The sequence below is a fragment of the Pseudomonas lalucatii genome (assembly GCF_018398425.1).
Lineage (GTDB): Bacteria > Pseudomonadota > Gammaproteobacteria > Pseudomonadales > Pseudomonadaceae > Aquipseudomonas > Aquipseudomonas lalucatii.
On the sequence record NZ_JADPMV010000001.1, the window covers coordinates 1,425,218 to 1,445,990 of the forward strand.

General features: G+C 61.2%; 19 protein-coding genes and 2 pseudogenes. 6 read left to right on the forward strand and 15 right to left on the reverse strand.

Features of this window, described 5'->3' with window-relative positions; genetic code table 11:
- Positions 1-298 precede the first annotated feature (298 nt).
- From tnpC to I0D00_RS06430, 4 genes are all read right to left on the reverse strand, one after another.
- Positions 299-1,825 carry an IS66 family transposase gene (gene tnpC, locus I0D00_RS06415; RefSeq protein WP_213638916.1) on the reverse strand — a complete coding sequence of 509 codons (1,527 nt, stop codon included), beginning with the start codon at positions 1,823-1,825 and terminating at the stop codon, positions 299-301.
- Between the two features lie 61 nt (positions 1,826-1,886).
- Positions 1,887-2,222 carry an IS66 family insertion sequence element accessory protein TnpB gene (tnpB, locus tag I0D00_RS06420; protein ID WP_338050395.1) on the reverse strand — a complete coding sequence of 112 codons (336 nt, stop codon included), beginning with the start codon at positions 2,220-2,222 and terminating at the stop codon, positions 1,887-1,889.
- Positions 2,219-2,536 (reverse strand): IS66-like element accessory protein TnpA, encoded by a 318-nt coding sequence (gene tnpA / locus I0D00_RS06425; RefSeq protein WP_213638918.1) that lies wholly within the window; start codon positions 2,534-2,536, stop codon positions 2,219-2,221. Before tnpA ends, tnpB begins: the two co-directional genes overlap by 4 nt.
- A gap of 204 nt (positions 2,537-2,740) precedes the next feature.
- A complete protein-coding gene (locus I0D00_RS06430) occupies positions 2,741-3,766 on the reverse strand; it encodes an IS110 family RNA-guided transposase (protein WP_213638919.1) in 1,026 nt (341 codons plus the stop codon).
- Between the two features lie 321 nt (positions 3,767-4,087).
- Between I0D00_RS06430 and I0D00_RS06435 the strand changes: the two genes are divergently transcribed.
- From I0D00_RS06435 to I0D00_RS06455, 5 genes and pseudogenes are all read left to right on the forward strand, one after another.
- Entirely contained in the window at positions 4,088-4,966 is an 879-nt protein-coding gene (locus I0D00_RS06435; protein ID WP_213638920.1) for a SphA family protein, read from the forward strand.
- A gap of 51 nt (positions 4,967-5,017) precedes the next feature.
- Complete coding sequence (locus I0D00_RS06440) at positions 5,018-6,505, forward strand: aldehyde dehydrogenase family protein (RefSeq protein ID WP_213638921.1); 1,488 nt, start codon at positions 5,018-5,020, stop codon at positions 6,503-6,505.
- A gap of 113 nt (positions 6,506-6,618) precedes the next feature.
- A pseudogene (locus tag I0D00_RS06445) lies at positions 6,619-7,695 on the forward strand (IS3 family transposase); the annotation flags it as partial.
- Positions 7,696-7,729: 34 nt separating this feature from the next.
- Positions 7,730-7,879 (forward strand): annotated as a pseudogene (locus I0D00_RS06450) (IS5/IS1182 family transposase); the annotation flags it as partial.
- Between the two features lie 211 nt (positions 7,880-8,090).
- Positions 8,091-8,567: a MarR family winged helix-turn-helix transcriptional regulator gene (locus I0D00_RS06455; protein WP_213638922.1), complete on the forward strand. Its 477-nt coding sequence runs from the start codon at positions 8,091-8,093 to the stop codon at positions 8,565-8,567.
- Positions 8,568-8,598: 31 nt separating this feature from the next.
- Here the strand turns inward: I0D00_RS06455 and I0D00_RS06460 are convergent, their stop codons facing one another.
- The 11 genes from I0D00_RS06460 to I0D00_RS06510 form a co-directional block, all read right to left on the reverse strand.
- On the reverse strand, positions 8,599-8,982 hold the full coding sequence (locus I0D00_RS06460; RefSeq protein ID WP_274611217.1) for an IS3 family transposase: 384 nt from the start codon (positions 8,980-8,982) through the stop codon (positions 8,599-8,601).
- 80 nt (positions 8,983-9,062) lie between these two features.
- Positions 9,063-9,410, reverse strand: a complete 348-nt coding sequence (locus I0D00_RS21835; RefSeq protein ID WP_420850766.1) for an IS3 family transposase — start codon at positions 9,408-9,410, stop codon at positions 9,063-9,065.
- Between the two features lie 85 nt (positions 9,411-9,495).
- Complete coding sequence (locus I0D00_RS06470; protein WP_213638925.1) at positions 9,496-9,744, reverse strand: transposase; 249 nt, start codon at positions 9,742-9,744, stop codon at positions 9,496-9,498.
- A gap of 53 nt (positions 9,745-9,797) precedes the next feature.
- The gene (locus tag I0D00_RS06475; RefSeq protein ID WP_246533181.1) at positions 9,798-10,454 is read right to left on the reverse strand and encodes an aldehyde dehydrogenase family protein; all 657 of its coding nucleotides are present in this window, start codon (positions 10,452-10,454) and stop codon (positions 9,798-9,800) included.
- Positions 10,455-10,612: 158 nt separating this feature from the next.
- Positions 10,613-12,172 (reverse strand): methyl-accepting chemotaxis protein, encoded by a 1,560-nt coding sequence (locus I0D00_RS06480; RefSeq protein ID WP_213638926.1) that lies wholly within the window; start codon positions 12,170-12,172, stop codon positions 10,613-10,615.
- Positions 12,173-12,190: 18 nt separating this feature from the next.
- Positions 12,191-12,955 carry a class II aldolase/adducin family protein gene (locus I0D00_RS06485; RefSeq protein WP_213638927.1) on the reverse strand — a complete coding sequence of 255 codons (765 nt, stop codon included), beginning with the start codon at positions 12,953-12,955 and terminating at the stop codon, positions 12,191-12,193.
- Positions 12,952-13,953, reverse strand: coding sequence for a ketopantoate reductase family protein (locus tag I0D00_RS06490; RefSeq protein WP_213638928.1), 1,002 nt, complete (start codon positions 13,951-13,953; stop codon positions 12,952-12,954). Before I0D00_RS06490 ends, I0D00_RS06485 begins: the two co-directional genes overlap by 4 nt.
- A 48-nt stretch (positions 13,954-14,001) precedes the next feature.
- Positions 14,002-14,796 carry an ABC transporter ATP-binding protein gene (locus tag I0D00_RS06495; RefSeq protein WP_420850768.1) on the reverse strand — a complete coding sequence of 265 codons (795 nt, stop codon included), beginning with the start codon at positions 14,794-14,796 and terminating at the stop codon, positions 14,002-14,004.
- Positions 14,793-16,595: a branched-chain amino acid ABC transporter ATP-binding protein/permease gene (locus tag I0D00_RS06500; protein WP_213638930.1), complete on the reverse strand. Its 1,803-nt coding sequence runs from the start codon at positions 16,593-16,595 to the stop codon at positions 14,793-14,795. The genes I0D00_RS06495 and I0D00_RS06500 overlap by 4 nt, the downstream gene beginning before the upstream one ends.
- On the reverse strand, positions 16,592-17,629 hold the full coding sequence (locus I0D00_RS06505; protein WP_213638931.1) for a branched-chain amino acid ABC transporter permease: 1,038 nt from the start codon (positions 17,627-17,629) through the stop codon (positions 16,592-16,594). The genes I0D00_RS06500 and I0D00_RS06505 overlap by 4 nt, the downstream gene beginning before the upstream one ends.
- 149 nt (positions 17,630-17,778) lie before the next feature.
- On the reverse strand, positions 17,779-18,930 hold the full coding sequence (locus I0D00_RS06510; RefSeq protein ID WP_213638932.1) for an ABC transporter substrate-binding protein: 1,152 nt from the start codon (positions 18,928-18,930) through the stop codon (positions 17,779-17,781).
- 720 nt (positions 18,931-19,650) lie between these two features.
- On the opposite strand from I0D00_RS06510, the gene I0D00_RS06515 reads away from it, so the two are divergent.
- Positions 19,651-20,763, forward strand: a complete 1,113-nt coding sequence (locus tag I0D00_RS06515; RefSeq protein WP_213640236.1) for an amidase — start codon at positions 19,651-19,653, stop codon at positions 20,761-20,763.
- Positions 20,764-20,773: the final 10 nt, after the last annotated feature.

Genomic DNA, 20,773 nt, shown 5'->3' on the forward strand with positions numbered 1-20,773 from the left:
TAAGCGTTATGGGTATTGCGGTGAAACTTACATGTGAATCGCCCCTAGTTCGTCATGGGGTATCTATCTACAGAACATTTGGCACCGTACTACCTACGGCGCCAGTACCTTGAAAATCGCCGCCCCCTACCCTCCCCGCCCATCTACGACTTAGCCTGTTTGCCATCAGACCTAGCGCCAATAGGCTGACCCCATTGGAATAGCGCTAAGGCATGGAAAAATGAAAGACACAATCAACACTTGGCCGGCAGAGGAGGACGTATGAACGTAAGCGTCCGCCGAACTCACCTTGCGTGATTCAGCCAGGTACCCACTGATGCGGCAACAGTTGGCCGATCTCAATCGCCCGCTGCGTCGGCAGGCGTGTCAGCACGTCCTTGAGATAGGCATACGGATCATGCCCATTCATCCGCGCCGACTGGATCAGGCTCATGATCGCCGCCGCTCGTTTGCCGCTGCGTAGCGACCCGGCAAACAACCAGTTCGAGCGCCCAAGTGCCCATGGCCGGATCTGGTTCTCGACCTGGTTATTGTCGATGGGCACAGCTCCATCTTCCAGGTAGCGCGTCAGCGCTACCCAGCGTTTTAGGCTGTAATCCAAGGCTTTCGCCGTGGCCGATCCGTTGGGCACAAGATCACGCTGGGCCAGCATCCAGTCATGCAGCGTATCGAGGATCGGTGAGGCTTTGTCCTGCCGTATTCGCCGGCGTTCTTCATTGCTCATGTCCCGTGCTTGCCGTTCGATTTCGTACAAGCCGCCAATCGCGTGCAGTGCCTGTTCGGCCAACTGGCTTTTGTTTGCAGCGTGAAGATCGAAGAACTTGCGGCGGGCGTGGGCCATGCAGCCAATTTCGGTGATGCCTTGCTCGAAGCTGGCCTTGTAGCCCGCGAAGTCGTCGCAGACCAGCTTCCCATTCCACTGACCCAGAAAATTGCGCGCATGCTCGCCGGCACGGCTGGGGCTGAAGTCGTACACCACGGCCTTCAGGTTGGCGAACGGCGTGGTGCTGTAGGCCCAGACGTAAGCCCGATGGGTTTTCTTCTCGCCCGGCGCGAGCATTTGCACCGGGGTTTCATCAGCATGGATCACGCGTTGGGCCAGCACGGCTTCGCGCAGGGCATCGACCAGCGGCTGGAGCTGCACGCCGGTTTGTCCGACCCACTGCGCCAGTGTCGAGCGGGCGATGGCCAGGCCGGCACGGCCAAAGATTTTCTCCTGCCGGTACAGCGGCAGGTGGTCGGCGAATTTGGCCACCATCACGTGAGCCAGGAGGCCGGCGGTGGGGATGCCCTTGTCGATCACTTGGGCCGGCACGGGTGCCTGGATCAGGGTTTCGCACTGGCGACAGGCCCATTTGCCACGCACGTGCTGCTCAACGGTGAACACGCCCGGCGTGTAATCCAGCTTTTCGCTGACGTCTTCACCGATGCGTTGCAGCTGGCAGCCGCAGGCGCACTGGGTGTTCTCCGGCTCGTGACGAATCACGGTGCGCGGAAATTGCGCTGGCAGCGGTGTGCGCTTGGGTTGTTGGCGCGGTTCGGCTGGAGCAACTGGGAGATTGACGGCTTTCAGCTCCGCCTCGATGGCGGCGATGTCGGTGTCGAGCAGGTCATCAAGCAGGCTGCCCTGGTCAGGGCTCAGTTGCTCGCTGCGCTTGGCGAACTTGTTCCGCTTGTACCAGGCGATTTCATGGGTGAGCTGCACGATGATTGTTTGATCGCGGTGGATCTTTTTGCCCATCACATCGACCTGCGTGAGCAACTGCGCGGCCAGTTCGCGCAGTTGCTCAGGTGTCAGTTGATCGAGATTGGGGGAGGAATTCATGCCGCTGATTGTGCCAGAGCAGGCGGTCAGCGCAGATACACCGATGGGCTAATGGCCGGTACTACAGCACTGTGATTGCGCCGGCTGCACCTACGCGCTGCCAGGGCAAACCCAGAACCAACGCCTGAAGTTGCTCGGCGTCGAGTTCGACTTCCGAACCGTGGCGGATGCCTGGCCAGTGAAACTTGCCCTGGTTTAACCGCCGCGCGGCCAGCCAGATCCCCACGCCGTCATGCACCAGGACTTTCATGCGGTTGGCGCGGCGATTGGCGAAGAGATAAGCGCAGTGCGGCTTCGCCGCACCGAACACGGACACCACACGCGCCAACGCGGTATCGGTACCGGCACGCATGTCCATCGGCTCGGTGGCGAGCCAGATAGTATCGATGCGGATCACTGGGCGAGCCCACGGATAAAACGGGCGCATCCTTCAGGATCGGAGGCTGGCCATTTCACCGTGACCGATTGCTCGCCAAGCGGTAGCTCGATAATCACCGCTGCTTCAGCCGGTCGTTTGGGCGTAACCCTCGCTGGAACGAACGCCGGCAACGCAGCTGGCAGTTGATCTCGATAAAGCGGTAGCCACTTGCGAATGACGTTGGCGTTGATACCGTGGCGAATGGCAATGCTGGATACGCTCGCACCGGGTTGCAGGTACTCCTGAACAACCTGGGCCTTGAACGGCTTGGGGTAAGAGCTTCGTTGGCGCATGGAAATCCCGGCGATAAGGGCTATCGCGTCCGCTTAAAAATACGCGGACACCATCGCCCTTAATGCGGGAGTTCGGAAGGTGACTTGGCTGGACGCTTACCTTGGCCCACAATCCCTATCAGGTTCACTCCGTCACGGTCTGACCTATTTCGCCATCACGTGCTTACCGCCTGTGCTCCTTGTGAAGTCTGTGGGTTACTGTTTTCACTTCCCCGTAGGGCATGCCGTAAAGAGTTCGGCTCGATACGTAGAGCCCTTGGCCAACACGGCCCAAAGGGTTCTGGCAAGCTTGTTAGCCACTGCGGCTACTACCACGTTATAAGGCCGCCTGGTTAACAGGCTTTCAGCCCACGCTGACCGATGCCCTTGATTCAGGATCGAACGAGCGGCATGCATCAACAGCGTGCGTAGATAGGTATCTCCGCGCTTGCTTAACCCCAGTTGCCGGACTCTACCGCCGGTGCCCGTTTGTCGAGGAACCAGTCCCAACCAGGCAGCGAACTGACGACCAGAATTAAAGGTTTTCGCGTCTCCCAGTGAGGCGACAGCGGCAGTCGCGGTCAATAGACCAATTCCGGGAATCTCTGCAATTTTCTGGCAGTCGGAGCTTTCGCGCAGGCACTGTTTCAAACGGAGTTCGATCTTTCGAATTTCCTCATCCAGCTGAATAACCCGCGCCCACTGATCGCGTAGGCTGTCCAATAACATGGAAGGCAACCGATGCTCAGCAGCGACCAATGCCTCCGGTACGGACTTGCTCAGCTGGGCATAACCCTCTGGCAGCACAATTCCGAACTCGTAAAGCAGGCCACGTAAGCCATTGCTCTGCATGATGCGAAATTTCAGCAGCTGCGCGCGGATACGGTGCAGTGAAAGGATCGCCTGCTGATCCGCCTGCTTGATTGCAACCAAGCAAGCACCGGGCTGCTGCACCGCTGTCCAGATGGCCTGGGCGTCAGCCGCATCCGTCTTGTTGCGCAGCACAAAGGGCCGTACCGAGCGAGGGGCGAGTAGTCGTACCTCATGTCCCTGCTGCTGCAGTTGACGCGCCCACCAATGGGCACTACCACAGGCCTCGATGGCCACTAGGCTGGTCGGATAGTTCGCGAAGAACGGCAGAACTTCCTCACGTCTTAAATTGATCCGCTCGATTGTTCCGCTGCTCTGATTGACGGTGTGCAGTTGGAATACCTGCTTAGCAATGTCTATCCCGATAACGCTATCTTTCATGGTGGATCCTCCTGCTCAAGTGGCGCGGGTTAACCACTCTCCACTTTGGCACGTCGATGCCGTGGCAGTGAGGATCCTCTCCTTCATGGAGGGACCACTGCTGCGGTCGGCCCGCTGCCGGGGGGCGTCCATATAAGACCATCCCTAGGGACCGATATTCTCAATCCGAGCTTTCCTCTATTCGTTTGTGTGGGCACTGCCTGGCGTTTAAATCCAAAGCCTTCGTCGCTGACGTACAAGCCCGTGGAAAATGGCGAGCTATTTAATCAGCTTGACCTTCACCGGTACACCACAACAATCCCAAATAAATAGGTGACGACAATGTTCAAGTCATTGAGGCAAGGCATATTCTTTTTGGCCGTTTCCCTGTGTCCGCTCGCAGGAGCGACCGAAGGTGGTGGTGGTGCCTACGCCAATGGTGCTGACAGTTTCATGGTTGCGGCGCTGCCGCCACCGGGTAATTACCTAGTCAGCTACAATGCGTACTATCGTGCTGATGAATTCGCCAACCCCTCGCCGGTCTTTGATAGCTTCAAGGTGGAGAGTTACGCATCAGTCTTACGCGCTATTCACGTTTCCGATAAGAAGATCCTTGGCGGTAACTGGGCAATGCTCGCATTCCTTCCATACGTCAACGTTGATCTTGATATGGGCTTTGCCAGTCAGCGGCGCGGTGGAATGGGGGACATCATCGTTGACCCGTTTGCTATCGGTTGGCATTCAGGCAACTGGCATTGGGCGGTCGGCATGGACATCTATCTTCCGACCGGTCGCTACGACAAGGACCAACTGGTAAACATCGGTCGCAACTACGTAACGCTAGAGCCGATTTTTGCCTTCACTTACAGGAATCCGGCCGGATACGAGTTCTCGATGAAAACCATGTTCGATTACAACTTCGAGAACACTGACACCAATTACCGTTCCGGCAAGGAACTGCATGCCGACTTCATAGCGGCAAAGCATTGGGGACCTTGGGCAGTAGGCGTTGGCGGTTACGCTTACCAGCAAGTAACGGGTGATAGCGGGGGGGGCGCCGTATTCGGCGATTTCAAGGGCCGAGTCTACGCCCTTGGTCCCCAGGTCTCGTACACTGGTCCCACCGGCTTCAATATCTCCGGCAAGTTCCAACATGAGTTCGATGCGCGTAACAAACCTGAAGGTGACAAGCTCTGGATCACCTTCTCATTCGCGCTTTGACCTTGCCTCAGAGTATTCAATCCCGCTTTCAAACTCGGCTTGGAGCCTGTCATGAATGACGTCATTCTGCTACCTGAAGTTCGCGATTTCCTCTCGCGTGGTCATGCCCACTTCATTGGCGGCGAGTTCCGCTCGGGCGCCTCCGGACATCGGATCCCGGTTTTCGATCCAGCGACAGGTGAGGTGCTAGCTCATGTCGCCAGCGCTGACCCGCGGGATATCGATGCGGCAGTTAGTTCTGCCAAGGCTGCGTACCATGGTGCATGGGCGCAAACATTGCCTTACCAGCGCGGGGTGATCCTCAATCGATTCGCCGATATCTTAGAGCAGAACGGCGAGGGATTGGCGCAACTTGAGTCGGTGTGTTCTGGGAAGTCCATCCATCTCTCGCGAGCTTTCGAGGTGGGGCAGAGCGCAATGTTCCTTCGCTATTACGCGGGTTGGGCGACGAAGATCAACGGAGAAACCATGACACCGTCCTTCCCGTCGATAGCCGGCGAGCGTTATACCGCCTTCACTCGCCGTGAACCTGTTGGTGTAGTCGCCGGGATCGTGCCGTGGAATTTCTCAGTGATGATTGCCATCTGGAAGATCGCGTCAGCTCTGGTTACCGGGTGCACTGTGGTGATCAAGCCCAGCGAGTTCACCCCATTCACCTTGCTACGCATTGCAGAACTCGCAATCGACGCGGGTGTGCCTGCCGGCGCCTTCAACGTACTAAATGGTGATGGGACGGTCGGCCAGGGGCTCATAGCGCATCCTGATATTTCCAAGGTTTCCTTCACCGGCTCGGTGCCGACAGGTCTTGCAGTAGGCAGCAGTGCAATGCTTGCCAACCTTACTCGCGTGACTCTGGAGTTGGGTGGCAAGAACGCTGCTGCTTTGCTTGAAGACGTCGATGTGGACCAGGCCGTGGCGGGCTTGGTTCAGACTGGCTACGTTCACCAGGGCCAAGTCTGTGCTGCGCCTGAACGAGTGTATGTGCACCGTTCGCGGTTGGACGAGGTGATGGGGAAGGTCAGTGCCGCCCTGGCTGGGCTTAAGATAGGTTCTCCGCTGGATGAAAGCGTGCAGTTCGGTCCCCTGTCTAATCGTGCGCATTTCGAAAAGATCTGCCACTACTTCGAGATCGCGCGCAAGGAGGGGCGGATCATCTGCGGCGGCAAGGCGCTTGGCGGTCCAGGTTACTTCGTCGAACCAACCGCAGTCCTCGCCGGCAGTCCGGCAGACCGCTTGCTGCATGAGGAAACCTTCGGCCCGATCCTTTGCTTCTTGCCCTTCGATAGCGACGAAGAGTTGCTGCAACTCTTGAACGATTCGCCCTATGGCTTGGCGGCCAGCCTCTGGACGAACGATCTGTCAAAAGCACTGCGTATGGTGCCCAGGATCGAGGCTGGGACGGTATGGATCAACATGCATACCTTCCTCGATCCTGCAGTACCATTCGGTGGTATCAAGAAATCCGGGACAGGACGGGAGTTCGGTACAGCCTTCATTGATGACTACACCGAACTGAAATCCGTCATGATCCGCTATTGAGGCTCAAAACTGAATTTGCGATGACCTGCTCCCCAATTTCAGTACCACGCTGAACTTAGTAGAGTCCGTTTTCCGAGCAGGAGACGGCAGCGTAGAAGCGTTTTACCAAAGAGCTGACTCTCGATTTTCTCAAGCAGGCCGAGGCTGGTGTACCGGTGAAGGAGCTGTGCTGGCGAATCGGCATCAGTGATGCCTCGTTCTACACCTGGCGAGCTAAGTTCGGCGGCATGACTATTTCGGACGCCAGACGGCTGAAGGATCTCGAGCTGGAAAACAGCCGGCTGAAGAAGCTGCTCGCCGAGGCCCACCTCGACATCGGGGCACTCAAGGTAGTCGCGCGGGGAAAAGGGTAAGCCCGACAGCGCGGCGGGAGGCGGTGCAAGAGATGCAGGCGCGAACCGGAATTTCCGAGCATCGTGCCTGTCAGTAGATCGGGCTGTCCCGCTCGGTGTTGCGCTATCAGCCCCCAGCCACCGCGCAAAACACCGAGCTGCAAGCCCAACTGATGGAACTGCCCCAGGTGCGTCGGCGCTTTGGCTATCGGCGTCTGCACATCCTGCTGCGGCGTGCTAGCGTGCTGGCGTGCAGGTCAACCACAAGCGGATCTATAGCCTGTACCGAGCCGCTGGCTTGATGGTGAAACGGCGGAGGCGCCCCCACGGTGTCGCAGTGGAGCGCGAACGCCTGAGTCTGCCGAGCGCACCGAACCAGGCCTGATCGATGGACTTCGTCGTCGATGCACTGAGACAGGTCGGCGGATCAAATGCCTGACGGTAGTCGACAACTTCACCAAGTAGTCGGTCGGCATCCTGGTGGAGCATGGTATCAGTGGTTTTCGTGTCACACGGGCGTTGGACGAGATGGCGCGGTTTCGCGGCTACCCGAAGGCGATCCGCATCAACTAGGGCCTCGAATTCACCGGCAAGGCGCTTGATCAATGGGCCTATCAGCGCGACATCAAACTGGAGCTGATTCAGCCTGGCAAACCCATGCAGAATGCCTTCATCGAGTCATTCAACGGCAAGTTCCGGGACGAATGCCTCAATGAGCACTGGTTCTGCTCGCTGGCCGAAGCCAGAATCCGCATCGCTGCCTAGCGGCGGGATTACAACGAGCACCGACCGCACAGCGCCCTTGGCAACCTCACCCGGGCAGAATTTGCTGCGAAGTGGCGAGCAAGCCAGCAGCAGATGAAGCAGGAAATATTGATATCAACCTCAGGGCCGAGTGATCAAGCGGCAGTTCGGCTACACCAAAGTGCGCTTCCGCGGACTGGCCAAGAGTACCGCGCAAATGGTGACGCTGTTTGCCCTGTCGAATCTGTGGATGGCCCGCCGACACTTGTTGGCCAGCGCAGGAGAGGTGCGCCTGTAATGCGGAAAATGGCCGTCGAGAGCTGCTCACGACGGCTGAAAACACCGAAATGAGCGGGTGATCCAATCATTTTTGATCGGCTCGCCTCTTTCAAAATCGGCAGTGGCTGAAGTCAGCCAGAAATACTGGGCTACTTCAGACCATCCTTGGAGTGCAGTTATTACTGTAAATATCTATTATAGTGTCTCGCAATCATGGAAGCAGTTCACGCATGAAAATCCCGAAAAAACGGCGCAATCGATATAACCCGGCCAGCGAAGATTTTCACAAGGAAGACTTTCCGTTTTACTGGTTGGCCCGTGTCCATGCCCGCTACTCAATGAACATGGAAAAGCTGCTGAAGAAGGTCGATCTGGATATCCCTCGATGGCGGGTGCTCAATATCCTTCACGAAAACCACGAGGCGAGCATTTCGGAGATATCCGAACACTCCATCGCCAAGCTATCGACCATTACCAAGATCGTCTATCGGATGAAGGATGACGGCTTGGTGGAAACCCGGCAGAGCGCCCAGGATGGCCGTGTCACTCAGGTATCCATCACCGCAAAGGGCCACCAAACGTTCCAGACCATGCACGAAGTGACGGAAGGGCTGTTCCATGCTAGCTTCCAGGGCTTGACCGAGGCCCAGATCCGCAAGCTCAACCAGACCCTAGCGACGATATTCGACAACCTGGCTGATACCTAAGTGGTCTGTCCTGGAGTTGCTGGACAGGTAGTTAAGAGCTATTGCTCAAATTCCGCCGCTCAAACTCCATCGGACTGGGGTAGCCCAGCGTAGAGTGGCGGCGGCGGTGATTGAAAAAGCGGATGTAGTCGAACAGGTCGATTTTCGCCTTCTGGTAGCTGGCATAGCGCGTCAGGTACACCCGTTCGGCCTTCAACAAGTGGAAGAAACTCTCCATCGCCGCATTACCCCAGCAGTTTCCCCGCCGCGAATGACTGGGCACGATGCGATGCCGCCGGAGCAGGGCCTGGTAGTCATAGGCGCAATATTGGCTGCCACGATCCGAGTGAAGTAGTACCTCCGCTTGTGGCTGTCGGCGTGCAACCGTCATCTCTAGCGCGGCATGTACCAGAGCCTGGTGTATGCGATGGTGCATCGCCTAACCGACAACGGCGCATGAATAGAGATTGAGCACGACAGCCAGATACAGCCACCCTTGCGCCGTCCTCACGTAGGTCATATCCGAGACCCAGTGCCGGTTGGCATGATCCGAAGCGAACTGGCGATCCAAGTGATTCGGCGCAATGGGTAGATCGTGGCGACTGCTGGAAACCAGCCGCCAGCGCTTGCGCAACCGAACATACAGGCTTCGCGCAACAGTCGAGCGACCCGATGCCGACCACGCGTATGCCCCATGGCCGTCAATTCTGCCTTGATGCGACGATGGCCATAGATCCCATTCAACTCATGGTGGATGGTGCGGATCTCCTTGCTTAGGCTCCGATTCGCCATCTCTCTCGCTGAAGCAGGCCGCCGCTGCCAGGCATAGAAACCGCTGCGCGATACCCGCAGTAGCCGGCACATTGGTGCTACGGGGTAACGACCGGCCAACGCCTCGATGGCGCGGAATCTAACTTCGTAGGTTGCGAGAAGATGGCGAGCAATTTTTTTATAACATCGCGCTCCATGGTGACCTGAGCCAGTTGCTGACGTAGCCGACGCAGCTCCGTGCTCTCACCACGCTGCTTGCCGTTGCCCGGAAAGCATCGCCACCTTGCTGCTCGTACTGGCGCTTCCACTTGGCCAGCAGGCTCTCGGTAATGCCCAGCGTCTGGTTCACATGGCGAAACAGCGTACAGGCAAGCACCTGGTCTACCGCCTCGTGCTTGAAGGATTCGGGAAAACTTCGTCTGGTCATGGGGCATGAACACTCCTTGCGGCGGACACTATCCATCTAAAGTCAGTGTTCACTCAGTCCGAGACAGACCAATTGCGTGACCTTGTCGAACTGCGCCGGCCGAATTGCACACTTCCGCCTAGGGTCGAGCTGAGGTTTATGCCCTGCAGGGCTGCGGCGATTTTCGCCAGGGTTTCTTCCTGGTGCGAGCGATGCGCGTAGATCCGTTCTGGGGCAGCGCAGACTTGGTCTTGATGCACATAGCCGGTCTGGATCAGGCCAGCGACAGCCATGCCGAGGTCCGCATCGGGCAGCAGTACTGCGGCGTTTATGCCGCCCAGAATCAACGTCACGCGGGCGAGGCTGCCGGCCATGGTGCTCTGGCCGACCTCGAACATCCGCGGCAGGTGGATGGATTTGCCCAAGCAGAGGGTTTCCAATTGCGCCAACTCCTCGCCGTTGGCTTCGATGAGATCGGTGAGGCGATTGATGGTTTGGCCTCGTTGATAGGGAGCAGTTTCCGCCCAGTTACTCGTGAAGGCTTGACGGACTGCTGTTGTGGCCGCGGAATCATCGGCGCCGGTGACCCGAGCAATAGCTTGGCCGTTGGCCGGATTGATGGTTGGGATTCGCGTGGCGCAGGCACTGGCGCAGTAGCGGCCATTGATGAAGTGGGCGTGGTCGCGTTGAAGAAAATCACGCACCTGGGGCAGTAGTTGTATTTCGCTCATGGTGGTTCCGAGTCGGGGGAATGTATTGCGGACGAGCAGTGATCTGCTTGGCCCTTCCGGCTATGTGGGGGTCGGACTCCATTAATAGCGTTACTCGGTCGTGAAAAATTGATCGTTTCGGACAAGCTCTTGTATGCGCTTGCCAGATTGATGCCCGCTCAGCCCCTCAGAAAGCGCATCGCCAGGCCCAGCTGCGACTCGGCCAACTGGTACAGGGCCTGGCTGACCTCATTGGTGCGGCCGGCTTGTTGGCTGGTGCGTTCGGTGAAGCCGGCGATCTCGGTGATCTGCTGGTTGATCTGCTCGGCGACCTGGCCTTGCTGCTCGATAGCGGCGGCCATCTGCAGGCTCATGCCACTGATCTGCGCCACCTCTTCGTAGATGCGCGTCAGCGCCTGGCGCGCCTGCTGCACGTCGGCGCTGGCGCGCAGCGCTGCCTGTTCGCCCCGCTGCGCGGTGGCCAGGGCGTTGCTGCTGCCGTTGCGCAGGCTTTCGATGGAGCGCTGGATTTCGTGGGTCGATTCGCGGGTGCGTGAGGCGAGGCTGCGTACTTCGTCGGCGACCACCGCGAAGCCGCGCCCGGACTCGCCAGCGCGGGCTGCCTCGATGGCCGCGTTGAGCGCCAGCAGGTTGGTCTGCTCGGCGATGCTCTGGATTACGCTGGCGATACTGCCGATGGATTCGATGGCTGCGGCCAGGCTGGCGACGGCGCTGCCGATTTCTTCCACCGAGGTGCGCATGGTCTGGGTGGAACCCTGGCTATCGCAGGACAGGCGCTCGCCATCGCGGGCCAACTGGTCGGCGTTCTGTGCAGCCTGGGCGGTACTCTGCAGGTTGCGTGACAGCTCCTGGATGGTGGCGCTCATCTGGTTGATCGCCGCCGCGGTCTGTTCGGTCTCGCGGACCTGCCTGTCCAGTTGCTCGGCGGCGTTCTCCACCACTTCGGCCGAGGTGTGGGCCTGCTGGCGCAGGACTTCGCTGTTGATGCAGATGCGTGACATCACCGTGGTCATCCGCGCACGCTGGCTGTTCAGCGCCATCGCCAGCAGGGCGCTGCTGTCGTCGTGATGGCTGTGTAGTGGTGCGAGCAGTGGGTCGCTGTAGATTTCCCGGTACTGGCCGAGGATGTTGCGGGCCAGTCGGCGCTGGCGCAGCGCCGGCTGCAGCCCGGCCAGCAGCAATGCGAACAGGGCCAGCAAGCCCGCGGCCAGCGGCAGGTGTGCCGTGATGGTACTGCCCAGCACGAGCATCCCGAGGCCCAGCTGCAGGCCATGGCCGGCGAGCAGCGATGCGATGCGTTGGCCTGGTGTCCAGGGCGATTGGCCACGGCGGAGGCGTGCATAGAGTGCTTCGGCCGCCTGTATCTCCTCGCTGCTGATCGGCTGGTAGACGGTGCCGAGGGCGGACAGTTTGCCGCCGTCGAACAACGGCACCACGTAGAGCTTGTGCCAGTAATGGCCGCCTTGTTTGTGTTGGCCCATGACTGGCCCTGTCCAGGGCACCCCAGCGCGCAGTGCACGCCACATGCTGGCGATGACCACGCTGGGCATCCGCGGGTCGTTGATCTGCTCGTGGGGCTTGCCGAGCAGTTCATCCTCGCGCAGACCGCACATGCGCAGGTAGGCCGCATTGCAGCTGAGCAGCACCCCTTGCGGGTCGAGCCGCGAGATGGGCGGTTCGTCGAAGGTGTCGATAGCGGGACGGACGGCTGCGTTCATGTCACGACTCCTTCGTTGTTACCAGGGCAGTTCGCGCTCGGCGCGCATCTTGCGCACCATGGCGTCGTAGAACTTGGTGGCGAAGCCGCTTTCGCGGATCAGCATGGCGGTGAGGTTGGCGCACTTCTCGGCGATACCGTCCTCGAGTGGATGGTCATCGCCACCCAGGGCGCCGGCGGCGCACTGGTTTTCGGCGGCGCGCTGCACCGTCCAGAGCAGGAAGAAGGCTTTCTCGATGCTGCTCTCGCCCACCGCGATGCCGTGGTTACGCAGCACCAGGATGTGCTTGTCGCCAAGGCTCTCGATCATTCGCGCCTTTTCGTCATCGAACAGCGTTATGCCTTCAAAGGTGTGGTAACCGATGCGTCCGTAGAGCTGGGCGCCGTAGAAGTCGTCATGGCCGAAGCCGCGCTTCTTCTGCACCACGGCGGAGATCGGTGTGGTGTGGGTGTGGATCACGCACTGGATGTCGTCGCGTGCGCCGTGTACGGCGCTGTGCAGGGCGAAGCCCGCTGGGTTGCCGTCGTAGGGCGATTCCTCCAGTTTCTTGCCGTGCAGGTCGACCTTGAGCAGGTTGGCCGGGGTGACTTCGCTGTAGTTGAGACCGAAGGGATTGACTAGGTAGTGGTGGGCCGGGCCGGGCAGACGCGCGGAGATGTGGTTGAAGATGGTCTCGGTCCAGCCGAAGTAGTCGACCAGGTGATAGCAGTGGGCGAGCTTGACGCGCAGCGCCCATTCTTCGTCGCTGCACTGTTGGTGCTGGGTCATGGCCATGGCGTTCATGTCGTACTCCTCGTGGGGTGGGCCTGGCTGCCACGAAAACGCGCCAGGGCGATCAGGTTGCGAGTGACGGGCATTGGCAGGTTCAGGCGCCCGGCCAGTTCCAGCACGGCGTCGCCGATGGCGGCCAGCTCCAGCGGATTGCCTTTGTCATAGTCCTGCAGCATCGAAGTGCGCACCGCGCCCATGCCGGCACCCTGTTCCAGGAAGCCGCGCGGGTCGATGTCTATCCGGGCGCCGTAGGCGGCGGCCACCAGCAGCGTTTCGTGCAGGGCGGCGCTGGCCAGTTCACGCAGTTCGGCCTGGCCATAGAGCTGCTCCAGAGTGGCGCCGGTGACCACCGACAGGGGATTGGAGCTGAGGTTGGCGATGATCTTGGTCCACAGCGGATCGCGGATGCGTCCGCTGGCGCGCGCCTCGATACCGGCGGCGGCCACCAGCGCGCGCAGGTGCTCCAGGCGCGGGCTCATGCGGTTGTCCAGTTCGCCGAAGATCATCAGGTGCGGGTTCTGCGCCTGGGACACGGCGGGCGCCGGGCAATGTGCGGTGATGAACACCACGCAGCCGAGGACGTGGCGCAGGTCCAGGGTGCGGGTGAGCACACCGTTCGGATCCACCGCGGCGATGTGCTGGCCAGCGAAGCGGCCCGGCTCGCCGTGGAAGTACCACCAGGGCACGCCGTTGACCACCGGCACCACCATCGTTTCGGGGCCGAGCAAGGGCGCTATGCGCGGCAGCAGGCCGGCCAGGGCGGGCGCCTTGGTGCAGAGGAACACCAGGTCCTGCCGGCCGAGCTCGGCGGCATCGTCACTGGCTTCGACCCGGACACGGTGTTCGCCGTCCAGGTCGCTGAGCAGGATGCCATTCTCGCGGATTGCCGCCAGGGTGGCGCCTCTGGCGAGTACCTTGACCTGCTGTCCGCTGGCGGCCAGGCGAGCGGCGAGCGTGCAGCCGATGGCGCCCGCGCCGGCCACGCAGATGCGGGCGGGGGAAGTGTGCATAAGTCCTCCGATGACGCAGCCCGAGCCTTCGGTCGGGCTGCCATGGGGTTAGCTGGAGAGCATTTCCTGATGCTTGCTGGTCAGGCCCAGGTAGGCCTCGATCACGCGCGGGTCGTCGGCCAGTTGCCGGGCCGGGCCTTCCATGGCGATCTGCCCGGTTTCCAGCACATAGGCGTAGTCGGCCACGCGCAGGGCGGCGCGGGCGTTCTGCTCCACCAGCAGGATCGACACTCCCTGCTGGCGCAGGGTGGTGATGATGCGGAAGATCTCGCGGGTGATCAGCGGCGCCAGGCCGAGGCTGGGCTCGTCGAGCATCAGCAGCTTGGGCTTGGCCATCAGTGCGCGGCCCACGGCGAGCATCTGTCGTTCGCCGCCGGAGAGGGTGGCGGCCATCTGCTCGCGGCGTTCCCACAGGCGCGGGAACAGCTCGTAGACCTCCTGCAGAGTCTGGGCATGGCTGCGGTCGCCGCGCCGATGGCGCTGGAAGGCGCCGAGCAGCAGGTTGTCGGCCACGCTCATGCTGCTGAACAGTTCGCGCTTCTCCGGTACCAGGCCAAGGCCGCGGGAAACCATCACTTCCACTTCCGGCACCGCTTCCAGGTTGCCATCGAAGTTGACCTGGCCACGCGAGCCGAGCACGCCCATGATGGCCGAGAGCAGGGTGGTCTTGCCCGCACCATTGGGGCCGATGACCGTGACGATCTGCCCCTCGCCGACACGCAGGCTGGCGTTGCTGAGGGCCTCGACCTTGCCGTAGGCGACGCTGAGGTCGTCGACCGCCAGTACCGCGTTGGCCACCTGGTTCCCCACCTGGGGCAGGGTTTCTACCGCCATGTTCATCATTCCGCTCCTCCGAGATAGGCTTCGAGTACCGCCGGGTCTTTCTGCACTTGTTCCGGCAGGCCGTGGGCGATGCGTTGACCGAACTCCATCACCACCACGAGGTCGACCAGGCCCATGACGAAGTCCATGTCGTGCTCCACCAACAGGATCGCCATGCCTTCGCTGCGTAGTCGGCTGAGCAGGATGCCGAGGGCTTCCTTCTCCTTGTGGCGCAGACCGGCGGCCGGTTCGTCGAGCAGCAGCAAACAGGGATCGGCGCACAGGGCGCGGGCGATTTCGAGGATGCGCTGTTGGCCGAGCGCCAGGCTGCCGGCCTCGGCGTATAGGTAGTCGCCCAAGCCGACACGCTCCAGTTGGCGTTTGGCCTCGGCCAGCAGTTCGGCCTCTTCCGTGCGATCCAGGCGCAGGGCGGAGGACAGCACGCCCTTGCCGCCGCGCAGGTGGGCGCCGATGGCGACGTTCTCCAGTACGCTCATCTCCGGCAGCAGCTTGACGTGCTGGAAGGTGCGGCTCATGCCCATGCGGGCGATTCGGCGGGAGCTCAGACCGTTGATGCGCTGGCCCATGAACAGGACGTCGCCGGAGGTCGGGGTATCGACACCGGAGAGCTGGTTGAACATGGTGCTCTTGCCGGCGCCGTTGGGGCCGATCAGGGCGAGGATTTCGCCGGCGCGGACTTCCAGGCTCATGTCGTTGTTGGCTACCAGGCCGCCGAAGCACTTGGTCACGTGGCGCGCTTCGAGAATGGTTTTGCCATGCTGCGGCAATTCGCGGCGCTCCAGTTCGGGCGCTTCGGCGGTGGGGGCGGCCAGGCGATTGCCGCGCTTCCAGCTTTGCGGTGCCAGGCGCCGCAGGATCGGCCACAGGCCGGCGGGGCTGCGCTGCATGAGCAGGATGATGATCAGGCCGAAGACGATCACCTCGTAGTTGCCGGTGCTGCCCAGCAGGTGCGGTAGCAGGTCCTGCAGCCATTGCTTGAGCATGGTCAGGATGCCGGCGCCGAGCAGTGCGCCCCAGACGCTGGCGACGCCGCCGATCAGCGCCATGAACAGGTAATCGATGCCCATATGCAGGCCAAACGGCGTCGGGTTGACGAAGCGCTGGGTGTGCGCGTACAGCCAGCCGGAGGTGGCGGCGAACAGGGCGGAGATCAGGAAGATCACCATCTTCGCGCGGAAGGTGTTCACGCCCATCGACTCGGCCATGACCTGGCCGCCCTTGAGTGCGCGGATCGCCCGGCCTTCGCGCGAATCCAGCAGGTTCTGGGTGAGCAGCATGGCCAGCAGCAGCACGGCCCAGATCAGGTAATAGATCTTTTCGCCCTTATCCAGTTGCCAGCCCAGTAGCGAGATCGACGGCAAGCCGCCGACCCCGGTGTGACCGCCGAGGGAGTCCAGGGTGCCGAACAGGTAATAGAGCGACAGGCCCCAGGCGATGGTGCCCAGCGGCAAGTAGTGACCGGACAGCTTGAGCGTCAGGGCGCCTAGCAGCAGAGCTACGGCAGCGGTGAGCACCAGCCCCACCAGCAGCGTCAGCCAGGGCGAGACGCTGGCCCAGGCCAGCCAGACGGGGAGATCCTGCACTGTGGTCAGGTAGGCGCTGGTATAGGCGCCGAGGCCGACGAAGGCGGCCTGGCCGAAGCTGGTCATGCCGCCGACGCCGGTGAGCAACACCAGGCCAAGCACCACCAGGGCATAGAGGCCAATGTAGTTGAGCAGGGTGACGTGAAACGGCGGCAGCACCAGAGGCGCGACGGCGAGCACGGCGACCAGGGCGGCAATCAGGTAACGGGGGTTCATTCTTCTTCCTCCACGTGGCGGCTGGTGAGGGAGCGCCAGAGCAGGAAGGGGATGATCAGGGTGAACACGATGATCTCCTTGTAGGTACTGGCCCAGAACATCGAAAAGGCTTCTACCAAGCCGACACCGAGCGCGCCCAGGGCCGCCACCGGGTAGCTGATCAGCCCGCCGATGATGGCGCCGACGAAGCCCTTGAGGCTGATGACGAAGCCGGAATCGAAGTACAGCGTGGTGATGGGGGCGATGAGGATGCCCGACAGGGTGCCGATCAGACTGGCCAGGAAGAAGGTGCTCTTGCCGGCGAGGCTCGGCGAGATGCCCATCAGTCGAGCACCCATGCGGTTCACCGCGGTGGCGCGCAGGGCCTTGCCATAGAGGCTGCGCTCGAAGAACAGGAACAGACCGATGATCAACGCCAGGGACACCGCGATTACCCACAGGGTCTGGCTGTTGAACGTTACCGGGCCGAGTGTCAGACCCGCTTCGGAGAAGGGCGTGGTGCGCGCGCCCTCGGGACCGAACAACAGCAGGGCGATGCCGACCATCGACACGTGCACGGCGATGGCGACGATCAGCAGCACCAGGGAACTGGCCGAGGCGATGGGCTGGAAAACCAGGCGATAGATCTGCGGCCCCATCGGCACCACCAGCGCCAGGGTGAGCAGGGCTTGGATGGCCATGGGCAGCTCGGCAAGCGGCAGTTGCGTGATCAGGGCGACCATCAGCAGCGCATAGCCCAGTTTGAGCACTATCCATCTGGGGGCGCGGAAAGCGTGGCCCGAGCGTGCGGCGCCGAACAGGTCAAGCGCACAGTCGACCAGGGTCAGGCCGAGTAGCAGCCAGACCATGGCCGTGGGATGTCCGGCCTGCAGGCTAGCCATGGTCAGCGCGCCGTAGACGACGAACTCGCCCTGGGGGACCAGCAGGATGCGCGTGACGGTGAAAACCAGCAGGATGGATAGAGCTAGCAACGCGTAGATGGCGCCGTTGGTGATGCCGTCCTGGCCGAGCAGCATGGCGATCTGGAAATTCATAACGGGAACTCTTGCTTGCGATGAGGGGGCTTCGTCGTTGGCGTAGGGTGGATGGGGCTAATTTCATCCACCTTCGGCGCTTGACCCGGGCGACTCGTGGCGGGACATGAAAAACGCTGTCCAACCTGAGAGGGGCCCGTGTCTGACGATCAGTTGCTACCGAGCAGGGTCCAGGTGCCGTTCCTCACCTGGATCAGTTCACGGCCGCGTTCGTCGAAGCCGCTATGGTCCTCGGGCGTCATGTTGTAGACCCCTTGGGTGGCGGCCACTTCAGTGCTCTGCTCGAGAGCGTCGCGCAGGGCGGCGCGGAACTCGGGGGTGCCCGGTTCGCCCTGCTGGGCGGCGATCGGGATGGCGCGTTGCAGAAGTATCCCGGCGTCGTAGGTGTTGGCACCGAAGGTGGCGGGTTTGCTGCCGTTGAGTTTCTCGTAGGCGGCGATGTAGTCACTGGCGATCTGCTTCGACGGATGCTCGTCCGCCATCTCGTCCAGTACCAGCATCAGGCTGGCGGCGAGGATAGTGCCCTCCACCTTCTTGCCGCCGAGCTTGAGGAAGTCGGGCAGTGCGGCGCCGTGGGTCTGGTACATCTGGCCCCGGTAGCCCTGGTCGAACAGCGTGGTCTGCGGCAACACGGCGGAGCTGCCGGGTGCGGCTACCAGTACGGCGTCCGGGCGAGTGGAGAGCACTTTCAGGCTCTGCCCGGTGACCGAGGTGTCCTGGCGCTGGAAGCGTTCGGTGGCGACCAGTTTGATGCCGTGTTCGGCGGCGAGGGTAGCGATCACCTTGGACCAGTTCTCGCCGTAGGGATCGGCGGTGCCGATGAAACCCAGGGTCTTCACATTGTTCGCCTGCATGTGCTCGACCAGCGCCTTGGCGATCAGGTCGTCGTTCTGGGTGGTCTTGAACACCCACTTCTTCTCCTCCGTCATGGGCAGCACCACGGCGGCGGTGCCCACCGGGGCCAGCAGCGGTACGCCAGCCTCGGCGACGAACTGGATCACGCCCATGGCGTTGGGCGAACCGCTCGGGCCGATGATGGCGTCGACGTTCTCCTCGCTGATCAGCTTTTTTAGGGCCTTGACCGTCGCGGTGGGGTCGCTGCCGTCATCCAGGTTGATGTACTTCACCTGCTGATCGCCGGCCTGGGTGGGTAACAGCGGCACGGAATTCTTCTGCGGCAGCCCGACCAGGGCGATGGGGCCAGTGGAGGAGGTGATGACACCGACCTTCACATCGGCCTGCGCGAAGGATGCGCACACGGCGCTGAGAAGGAGGGTGGACGCGGCTCGTTTGAAGTGCATGGCGTGCTCCGGGGTTGCAAGGCTATTGGAGAGGCAAGAACCCTCGTGACGCACCGCTCTATGGCGAGCGATGCGCGGGATGACTTGCCACTTTTTGTTGTTCTGGCGCCTTGGGGCGCTGCCGGTGGATGACCCGTCCGGCGAAACCTGTTTTGCACCTCCCGTGCCAGAACATCGTGCACCGTCGTACTGCATGCCCGTTAGTGCGGCCTGACGCACGCCATTTCGGCGTGGTTGGTCATGCTCGTTGAAGCCCTCTTACTGATCGCCTCGGTCGACACCTCATGCCAGCTGGAATCAGGCCTTGAGGTACTTTTTATGGGCGTAAAAGTACCGATTTAATGATCTTTTTTTATGTAAAAAGAATGCGTTTTTAAAGCGTCTTTACCGCTAATTTTTCTGTTCGATTATCGGCCGATTGACGATTGTTGGCATTTATCATTTATCCGTGTGCGCGTTGAGATTCTATCTCACTTGCTTTGTAATCTATTGATATATAATAATTTATGTATTGTTTTTACGTGAATTATGCGGTTTTTAGGTGTTACCGAACTGCACGAGAATGGTGCTCGAGAGTCCGAAGATGCACCGAATCTACACACTTATTTTTGGTGAAAATTCAATTGACATTTCACGTAATTGTTCCGATTCTGGATTTACGCGAACCGCTCACCCTGAGCCGGTTCGTTCTCCCAACAAGAACGGCAATGGGTGAAGCAGATGACGATAGTGGTGGAGAAGCTGGATCTCGGGGGGGGCGGGCGCAGCGTGATGGTGAAAGACACCATCGATGTGGCAGGCCATCCCACCCGTGCATCCAGCCGCGCCCTGGAGGAGGCGTCGGATGCCGATTGCCATGCCGAGGTGGTCCAGGCCCTGCTGAATGCCGGCTGCCGCCTGGTCGGCAAGACCAGCCTGCATGAGCTGGCCTTCGGCACCACCGGGCTGAACGCCTGGACTGGCACTCCGGAGAATCCGCGCTATCCCGGTCGCATCCCCGGCGGTTCCTCCAGTGGTTCGGCGGCCGCCGTCGCCGCCGGCCTGTGCGACTTTTCTCTGGGTACCGATACCGGCGGTTCGGTGCGCATCCCCGCCGCTTGCTGCGGAGTCTTTGGCCTCAAACCCACCTTTGGTCGCGTCAGTCGCGCCGGGGTGATGCCGGCACAAACCTCGCTGGACTGCGTCGGTCCGTTCGCCGCCGACATCGATACGCTGATCGCGGCCATGGCCGCCATCGATCCCTCATTCCAGGCGCTGCCAGCGGTGGCTGGCATCCGTATCGGCGTGGTGCCGGTAGCGGCCAATCCGGAAGTGCAGGCGGCCCTGGACGCCGCGCTGGAGGCTTCGGACTTCGCATTGCACGGCGCACCGCTGCCCGGCATGCAGGCTGCCTATGATGCCGGCCTGGCCGTGATCAACCGGGAAACCTGGAACGCTTGCGGCCACCTGGTGGAAACCGGCCTGGTAGGCGCCGATGTCGCATCCCGCCTGCTGGCTGCCAAGGGCACCACAGACGCTGCCCTCGCGAATGCAGAAGCTATTCGCGCCGCCTTCACCGCCGAGGTGGACGCCGCCCTGGCGAGCTGCCCGATCCTTGCCCTGCCAACCATGCCGGACTACCCGGCGCGGGTGGTGGACGCCGCCGACACACGCGCGGCCATCGGCATGACCGCCTTCGTGCGGCCGTTCAATCTCACAGGCCACCCGGCGCTGAGCATCCCCTTTGAGGGTGCCTCGAAGCTGCCGGTGGGCCTGCAACTCGTTGCCGCCAAGGGGGCGGACGAACTGCTGCTGGCAGTCGCCCGTGAACTGGTGCGGCGCCTTGAACAATAACCACAAGTAC